The 7,409-nt window shown below is 75.2% G+C and carries 10 protein-coding genes; 5 read left to right on the forward strand and 5 right to left on the reverse strand.

Going from position 1 to position 7,409, the window contains the following annotated elements; genetic code table 11:
* The first annotated feature begins 3 nt into the window (after window positions 1-3).
* Both ACI797_RS04650 and ACI797_RS04655 read left to right on the forward strand, forming a co-directional pair.
* Window positions 4-564: a nucleotidyltransferase family protein gene (locus ACI797_RS04650; RefSeq protein WP_456857335.1), complete on the forward strand. Its 561-nt coding sequence runs from the start codon at window positions 4-6 to the stop codon at window positions 562-564.
* Between the two features lie 20 nt (window positions 565-584).
* A complete protein-coding gene (locus tag ACI797_RS04655) occupies window positions 585-1,007 on the forward strand; it encodes a molybdenum cofactor biosynthesis protein MoaE (RefSeq protein ID WP_456857336.1) in 423 nt (140 codons plus the stop codon).
* A gap of 12 nt (window positions 1,008-1,019) precedes the next feature.
* Here ACI797_RS04655 and ACI797_RS04660 read toward each other — a convergent pair whose 3' ends face one another.
* The 5 genes from ACI797_RS04660 to moaA all read right to left on the reverse strand — a co-directional run bounded on the left by ACI797_RS04660 (window position 1,020) and on the right by moaA (window position 4,005).
* A complete protein-coding gene (locus tag ACI797_RS04660; RefSeq protein WP_456857337.1) occupies window positions 1,020-1,535 on the reverse strand; it encodes a GAF domain-containing protein in 516 nt (171 codons plus the stop codon).
* Window positions 1,536-1,599: 64 nt separating this feature from the next.
* Window positions 1,600-2,445 carry an SMP-30/gluconolactonase/LRE family protein gene (locus ACI797_RS04665; RefSeq protein ID WP_456857338.1) on the reverse strand — a complete coding sequence of 282 codons (846 nt, stop codon included), beginning with the start codon at window positions 2,443-2,445 and terminating at the stop codon, window positions 1,600-1,602.
* 5 nt (window positions 2,446-2,450) lie between these two features.
* On the reverse strand, window positions 2,451-2,678 hold the full coding sequence (locus ACI797_RS04670; protein ID WP_456538393.1) for a hypothetical protein: 228 nt from the start codon (window positions 2,676-2,678) through the stop codon (window positions 2,451-2,453).
* A 41-nt stretch (window positions 2,679-2,719) separates the two neighbouring features.
* Window positions 2,720-2,959 carry a MoaD/ThiS family protein gene (locus ACI797_RS04675; RefSeq protein ID WP_456857339.1) on the reverse strand — a complete coding sequence of 80 codons (240 nt, stop codon included), beginning with the start codon at window positions 2,957-2,959 and terminating at the stop codon, window positions 2,720-2,722.
* Complete coding sequence (gene moaA, locus ACI797_RS04680; RefSeq protein WP_456857340.1) at window positions 2,956-4,005, reverse strand: GTP 3',8-cyclase MoaA; 1,050 nt, start codon at window positions 4,003-4,005, stop codon at window positions 2,956-2,958. The genes ACI797_RS04675 and moaA overlap by 4 nt, the downstream gene beginning before the upstream one ends.
* Window positions 4,006-4,285: 280 nt before the next feature.
* On the opposite strand from moaA, the gene ACI797_RS04685 reads away from it, so the two are divergent.
* The 3 genes from ACI797_RS04685 (at window position 4,286) to ACI797_RS04695 (ending at window position 7,358) form a co-directional block, all read left to right on the forward strand.
* On the forward strand, window positions 4,286-5,542 hold the full coding sequence (locus ACI797_RS04685; RefSeq protein WP_456857341.1) for an MFS transporter: 1,257 nt from the start codon (window positions 4,286-4,288) through the stop codon (window positions 5,540-5,542).
* A 4-nt stretch (window positions 5,543-5,546) separates the two neighbouring features.
* Window positions 5,547-6,407 (forward strand): tryptophan 2,3-dioxygenase, encoded by an 861-nt coding sequence (locus ACI797_RS04690; protein ID WP_456857342.1) that lies wholly within the window; start codon window positions 5,547-5,549, stop codon window positions 6,405-6,407.
* 111 nt (window positions 6,408-6,518) lie between these two features.
* Window positions 6,519-7,358 carry an aldo/keto reductase gene (locus tag ACI797_RS04695; RefSeq protein WP_456857343.1) on the forward strand — a complete coding sequence of 280 codons (840 nt, stop codon included), beginning with the start codon at window positions 6,519-6,521 and terminating at the stop codon, window positions 7,356-7,358.
* Window positions 7,359-7,409 lie beyond the last annotated feature (51 nt).

The following is a 7,409-nucleotide window of genomic DNA, read 5'->3' on the forward strand; positions in this document are numbered from 1 at the left end:
CCCGTGAACGTCGCCGCCGTCGTCCTCGCCGCCGGGGGCGGCCGCCGCTACGGCATGCCCAAGGCGCTGGTCGAGCTCGACGGCGAGCTGCTCGTCGAGCGCGCCGTGCGCACCGCACAGGCCGTCTGCGACCCGGTGCTCGTCGTCCTCGGGGCGCAGGCGGTCGACGTCTGGCGCACCGCCCGGCTGGAGAACGTGCTCGTGCTGGCCAACCGCGACTGGGAGACCGGCATGGCCTCCTCGCTGCGCACCGGGCTCGACGGCCTCCGCGGGCTGCCCGGGGTCGACGCGGCGCTCGTCCTGCTCGTCGACATGCCCGGCATGACGCCCGCGGCCCTCGAGCGCCTGGCCGGGCACGCCGCCCCCGACGCGCTCGCCGTCGCCACCTACGACGGCGTCCGCGGGCACCCGGTGCTGCTCGGCCGCGACCACTGGGCGGGTGTCGCCGAGACCGCCACCGGCGACGAGGGCGCCCGCCGCTACCTGGCCGCGCACGACGTCACCGAGGTCGACTGCACCGGCCTGGCCGATCCCACCGATCTGGACGTCCCGCCGGCCTCCTGACCGCGGGTACCGTGCCCGACGTGACCGCCCCGCAGATCGCCCGGGTCGTCGACGAGCAGCTGTCGGTGACCGAGCACGAGGACGCCGTGGCCGACAAGGCCGCGGGCGCCGTCGTCTCCTTCGCCGGCGTCGTCCGCGACCACGACGGCGGCCGGTCGGTGACCGAGCTCGAGTACGTGGGCCACCCCTCGGCGCCCGAGGTGATCGCCGAGATCGCCGCCGAGTTCGCCGCCCGGCCGGGGCTGCACGCCGTCGCGGTCTCCCACCGGATCGGGCTGCTCGGCATCGGCGACGTCGCGCTCGCCTGCGCGGTGAGCGCCTCCCACCGCGGTGCGGCGTTCACCGCCTGCGCCGAGCTCGTCGACGCGGTGAAGGAGCGGCTGCCGATCTGGAAGCGCCAGGTCTTCACCGACGGCGAGGAGGAGTGGGTCGCCTGCCCGTGAGGGCAGGCCGCCTCACGAGGCGGCGCTCGGTGCCCGCGGCGCGGGCAGCGTCCCGCCCTGCTCGGCCGCCAGCAGCGTGCTGAGCAGGCGGGCGACCAGCTCGACCATCGGCAGCCCCAGCACCGCCCGCCGCGGCTGCGCCCGGAACGCGAGGGCGCACAGCGTGCCGTAGAGCTCGCCGTCCCGCGTCACCAGCGGGACGCCGAGGTAGGCGGCCACCTCGGCGGCCAGGCCGACCGAGCACCGCGCGTACTCGGGCACGGCCGCGGTCACCGTGGCCACCCGGGGCGCCGCGCCGCTGACCATCTGCCGGCAGAACGACTCGTCCCAGGCCAGCGTGGTGCCGGGCGGCGCGACCTGGGCCGGCGAGGCGCGCACCACCACCTGGGCCGCGCCCTCCACCCGGGTCACGGCCCACACGTCCCAGCCGAACTGCTCGTGCAGGAACGCCAAGGCGCCCTCGACCGCGGCCGTCCAGTCCGGCCACGGCCTGACGTCGGCGATCCCGCTCATCTCGGGGATCCCCATGCCCTGTGGATGCCCACGAACCGGCGGAACGACACGTTCCGACCCTCCGGCGTACCGACTTTTCTCAGCCGGCGAACTCGCGCACCGGCCGGCCGGTCACCCCCACGTCGGCGGCGAAGAGCGCGCCGGCGAGCGGGTCGTCGTCCGGCTCCAGGTTCTCCCGCGAGGTGGTGATGTACAGCCGGTCGAGGGCCGGGCCGCCGAAGGCGCAGGCGGTCACCTGGCGTGCCGGGACCTCGACGACGCCGTCCAGCCGCCCGTCGGGCGTGTAGCGCCGCACCACCCCGCCGCCGAAGAGGGCCACCCACACCCCGCCCTCGGCGTCGACCGTGAGCCCGTCGGGGTTCTCGTCCTCGGCGAGCTGCACGAAGGTCCGCCGTCCGGCCAGCCGACCGTCCGGGGTCCACGCGAAGGTGCAGACCCGGTGGGTCGGGGTGTCGTCGTAGTAGGCCAGCGCGCCGTCGGGGCTCCAGTCCAGGCCGTTGGAGATCGTGACGCCGGAGATCACCACCGACGTCTCCCCGGAGGGGTCCAGCCGGTACAGGCTGCCGGCCTCCGGCCGCTGGTCGTAGGCCATCGACCCGCAGTAGAAGGCCCCGGCCGGGTCGCAGCCGCCCTCGTTCATCCGCAGCTGCGGATCGGTCCACAGCGGCGGCAGCGTGGTCACCGTGCCGTCGGGGGCCTCCAGCGCGAAGCCGCGCTCCACCCCGATCACCGCTCCGCCGCCGGCCCGCGGCCGCAGCGCGGCGGCGACGTCACCCACGTGCCGGCGGTCGACCGCACCGTCAGCGCCCAGCGACAGGACGTCCCCGGCGAGCATGTCGACCCAGCGCAGCCCGCCCCAGCGGGGCGACCAGACCGGGCCCTCGGCGTGGTAGGCGACCGGATCGGTCACCTGCTCCGCGCGCACCGCGATCAGCGGACGCCGGCCAGCCCGTCGTCCCCGGGATCGCGCCGCGCCTCCCGCTCGGCGGCCTCCTCGCGCTCCTCGCGCTCCTCCGCCTCCTCCTCGGCCTCGCCCTCGAGGCGACGGGCCTCGCCGCCGACGGTGGCCGCGGCGTCGCCGTGCGACTCGCCGTAGAGCTCCTCGGCGCGGCCGAGCAGCTCGTCCCACTTGGCCTTCGCCTTGCCCAGAATGCCCATGCGCCCATCCTCCCGCAGGTCACCGGCCGGTCCGCCGGGTCTCAGCCTCCGGCGAACGGGGGCAGGACGTCCACCACGGCGCCGGGTGCCAGCGCCAACGACCGGTCACGGGTGGTGGTTCCGTCGACGAGGAACGAGCAGGCGGTCAGCACCTTCTCCAGCCGGTCGCCGTGGCTGGCGACGATCTGCCGCACCAGCTCGTCGAGGGTGGCGGCGTCGCGGGTCTCGGTGTCGACGCCGGCGGCCGCCCGGGCCCCGGCGAAGTAACGGACGGTGATCATCCGCCGATGGCCGACATCGGCCGCGACGGCTGCAGGAAGCTCGGGTCGTCGATGCCGTGCCCGGGCAGCTTGCCCAGCGTGGCGATCCGCCAGCGGTCGGCCAGCTCCTGGTCGGTGGCGCCCTCGCGCATCGGCGTGCGCAGGTCGGACTCCTCGCGGGCGAACAGGCAGTTGCGCACCTGGCCGTCGGCGGTCAGCCGGGTGCGGTCGCAGGCACCGCAGAACGAGCGGGTGACCGAGGCGATGATCCCGACGGTCGCCGGGCCGCCGTCGACCAGCCACCGCTCCGCGGGCGCCGAGCCGCGCTCCTCCGAGTCCGGCGTGAGCCGGTGCGCCGCCGACAGCTGGGCCAGGATGTCCTCGGCCGTGACCATCCGGCCGCGCGTCCACGCGTGGTGCGCGTCGAGCGGCATCTGCTCGATGAACCGCAGCTGGTAGCCGTGCTCCAGGCAGAAGTCCAGCAGCGGCAGGGCGTCGTGGTCGTTGATGCCGTGCAGCAGGACGGCGTTGACCTTGACCGGGGTGAGCCCGGCCGCCTGCGCGGCGGCCAGGCCGGCCAGGACGTCGTCGAGCCGGTCGCGGTACGCCAGCTGCTTGAACCGCTCGCGGTCGAGGGTGTCGAGGCTGACGTTGATCCGGTCCAGCCCCGCCTCGGCCAGCGCGGGCGCCACCCGGGCCAGCCCGATCGCGTTGGTGGTGAGGCTGACCTCGGGGCGCGGGCTCAGCGCGGTGGTGGCGGCGACCAGCCCCACCAGCCCGGGCCGGAGCAGCGGCTCGCCCCCGGTGAAGCGGACCTCGCGGATGCCCAGCTGCTCGACGCCGATCCGGATCAGCCGGTTCACCTCGTCGTCGGTGAGCACCTCCTGCTTGGGCAGCCACTGCAGCCCCTCCGGCGGCATGCAGTAGGTGCAGCGCAGGTTGCAGCGGTCGGTCAGGGAGACCCGCAGGTCGGTGGCGACGCGGCCGTGCCGGTCGACCAGCCCGCCGCTGCCCGGGACGCCGTCGGACGGGCGCACCCAGGGGGTCGGCAGATCGGTCGCACTCACGTCCGCGAATGTAGCCGCGGGCAGGGACGGCGTCGCCCGTCGCGAGACCTCCCGAGCAGGACCGCCGCATCCGCGGAGGCAGTCGAGGAGATCCTCCGCACCCGCGGTCCGCCCCGCTGCACCCGCGTTGCACCGCCGCGGGAGCGCTCCCCGGTCCGGGCCGGAGCGCGGAAAAGGGGCGGCGTCCCGTCGTCCCCCGTTGCTACCGTCGCGGTGCCACCCGAGAGTCCGGCGGGGCAGTCCCCGCACTCGCCTGTGGCCAGGAAGCGCGAGAGTTCCCGTGTCGCCCCGCACCCTCTTCCGGCCCTACGCGCGGCTGTTCGCCGTCCCCGGCTCGGTCGCCTTCTCCTTCGCCGGCTGGCTCGCCCGTCTCCCCATGCCGATGATCGGCCTCGGCACCGTCCTCCTCGTCGCCGGCGAGACCGGCAGCTACGGCCTCGCCGGTGCGCTGTCCGGCACCCTGGCGCTCGCCTTCTCGGTGGCCAACCCCCAGTGGTCCCGGCTCATGGACCGCTACGGCCAGGGCCGCGTGCTGCGCTGGGTGGTGGTCGCCTACCTCGTCGTCGGCGTGGCCTTCGTGACCTCCGTCGTCACCGACGGGCCGCACTGGCTCTGGTACGGCCTCGCGGCGCTGACCGGCGCGACCGAGCCCAACATCGGCGCGCTGGTCCGCGCCCGGTGGGCGCACGCCCTCGACGACGCCGGCCGGCAGACCGCCTTCGCCTTCGAGTCCGTCGTCGACGAGGTCGTCTTCGTCGTCGGCCCGCCGCTGGTCACCCTGCTCGCCACCGCGATCGCCCCGCCGGTCGGCTTCCTCGCCGGCCTGCTGTTCGGCGTCGTCGGCGGGCTGTGGCTGGCCGGGCTGCGGGCCACCGAGCCCCCGCCGCAGGTCGTCGAGCCGGGCGACCGGTCCCGCCGGGCGGCGCTGCTCAGCCCGACCGTGCTCGTCGTCGGCCTGGTCTACCTCGCCATCGGCACGGTCTTCGGCGCCGTGGACGTCGTCGTGGTCGGCTTCGCCGAGGAGCAGGGCGCCTCGGTGATGGCCGGCGCCGCCCTGGCGGTCTTCGCGTTCGGCAGCCTGGTCGCGGGTTTCGTCTACGGCGTCGTCCGGCTGCCCGGCACGCTCGCCGGCCGCTACATCGCCTGCGCCCTCTTCTTCGCCGTCTCGGTGCAGCTGCTGCTGCTCGTCGGGTCGCTGGCGGTGCTGGTCCCGGTCGCCTTCGTCTCCGGGCTCTCGATCGCCCCGGTGCTGGTGTCGGGCACCTCGCTGGTCGAGTCCCGGGTGCCGCGGGCGGCGCTGACCGAGGCGCTGTCGTGGACGACGACCGGGCTCACCCTCGGCGTCACCGCGGGCTCGGCGATCGCCGGCGCGGCGGTCGACGCCTGGGGTGCCGAGACCGCGTTCGCCGTGCCCGCGCTCGCCGCCGGCCTGGCGGGCGTGCTCGCGGTGGCCGGGGCGCCGCTGCTGCTGCGCCCCCGCCCCGAGCGCCCGGTGGCGGGGTCCCTTCCGGCCCCGTCGGCCGCGGGGGAATGCTGATCGGGTGAGCACCCGACGCACCCACGGCCGCGCTGCGGCGGCCGATCCCGGCCCGGCCGAGCCGATCCTCGAGTTCGCCGAGGCGACGCCGTACGAGCAGTACGTGGGCGTCCGGCAGCTGCAGGCGCTGGTGCGCACGGTGACCGACCACCCCGCCGAGCCGTCGTTCCTCGTCGTCACCCAGGTCATGGAGCTGTGGTTCACGCTGCTGCGCCGGGAGTGGGAGCTGGCGCAGCGGCGGCTGCGGGCCGACGACCTGGACGGCGCGCTGGCCGCGATCCGGCGCTCGGTGCACCACCTGCGCTCGCTGAACGCCAGCTGGGGCTCGCTGCTGTGGCTGACCCCGGGGGAGTTCAACGGGTTCCGCGACCAGCTCGGCGAGGCCTCGGGCTTCCAGTCCTACGAGTACCGGCACGTGGAGTTCCTGCTGGGGCTCAAGGCGGAGTCCGTCGTCCGCCCGCACCGCGGGCTGCCGGCCGTGCACGCCGACCTGCAGCGGGCGCTGGCCGCGCCGTCGCTGGAGGACGACGTCCTGCTCTTCCTGGCCCGCCGCGGGCTGCCGGTGCCGGACGAGGTGCTCGACCGGGAGCCGACCGAGACCCACCCGGCGCACCCGGCCGTGACCGCGATCTGGGTGGACGTCTACCGCGACCCGCGGCCGACCAACGAGCTGTTCGCGCTCGGCGAGGCGCTCACCGACGTCGCCGAGGAGTTCCTGACCTGGCGGCAGCGGCACGTCACCGCCGTCCGCCGCTCGATGGGCGCCAAGCCGGGCACCGGCGGGTCCGCCGGCCTGGCCTGGCTCGAGCGCAGCGCCGGGCGCGTGGTCTTCCCCGACCTGTGGGAGGCGCGCACCGCCCTGTGACCGGTTGAGCCGCCGCCGTCCGGGTAGCGGCCCCGACCGGGGCAGAGCGTCTTTCGCCGGCAGCGCGGCCGGCTGGTCCCGCCGCCCCGTCCGACGACGAGAGGAACACCTGTGGCACCCGTGCCCACCATCCGGCTGAACAACGGCGTCGAGATCCCGCAGCTCGGCTTCGGCGTCTACCAGATCGACCCGGACGAGACCGCCGAGGCGACGGCCGCGGCGCTCGAGGTCGGCTACCGGCACATCGACACCGCGGAGATGTACCGGAACGAGAAGGGCGTCGGCGAGGCCGTGCGCACCTCCGGCATCCCGCGCGAGGAGGTCTTCGTGACCTCGAAGCTCGACAACGGCTACCACCGGCGCGACGACGCGCTGCGCGCCTTCGACGGCACGCTGGAGGCGCTCGGCTTCGACTACCTCGACCTCTTCCTGATCCACTGGCCGCTGCCGGGCATCGACGTGGACTACGTCGAGACCTGGAAGGCGATGGAGGAGATCTACGACAGCGGCCGCTGCCGCGCGATCGGCGTCTCCAACTTCAAGGAGCACCACCTGCGCCGGCTGTTCGGCGAGACCGTCGTCCGCCCGGCGGTGAACCAGATCGAGGTGCACCCGTACCTGGCGCAGGACGACCTGCGCGCGTTCGACGCCGAGCACGAGATCGTCACCGAGGCCTGGTCGCCGATCGCGCAGGGCAAGGTGCTCGACGACCCGGCCGTCGTGGCGATCGCGGAGAACCTGGACCGCACCCCGGCGCAGGTCGTGCTGCGCTGGCACGTGCAGCGCGGCGACGTCGTCTTCCCGAAGTCGGTCAACCGGACGCGGATGGAGGAGAACTTCGCGCTGTTCGACTTCGAGCTCTCCGACGGCGACATGGCCATGTTGACCGGCCTCGACCGCGGCGAGCGCACCGGTCCCGACCCGGACTCGTTCAACTACATCCCGCGCTGACGCGGTGCGGAGTGGGGGGGGGGGGGGGGGCGCGGGGCCCGGCCGCCGCCC

The sequence above is a fragment of the Geodermatophilus sp. SYSU D00691 genome (genome assembly GCF_054050275.1).

Coding starts and splice junctions, on each gene's coding strand:
- ACI797_RS04660 (WP_456857337.1), bottom strand. CDS start 1,535: ATGGGGATCCCCGAGATGAGCGGGATCGCCGACGTCAGGCCGTGGCCG.
- ACI797_RS04670 (WP_456538393.1), bottom strand. CDS start 2,678: ATGGGCATTCTGGGCAAGGCGAAGGCCAAGTGGGACGAGCTGCTCGGC.
- ACI797_RS04675 (WP_456857339.1), bottom strand. CDS start 2,959: ATGATCACCGTCCGTTACTTCGCCGGGGCCCGGGCGGCCGCCGGCGTC.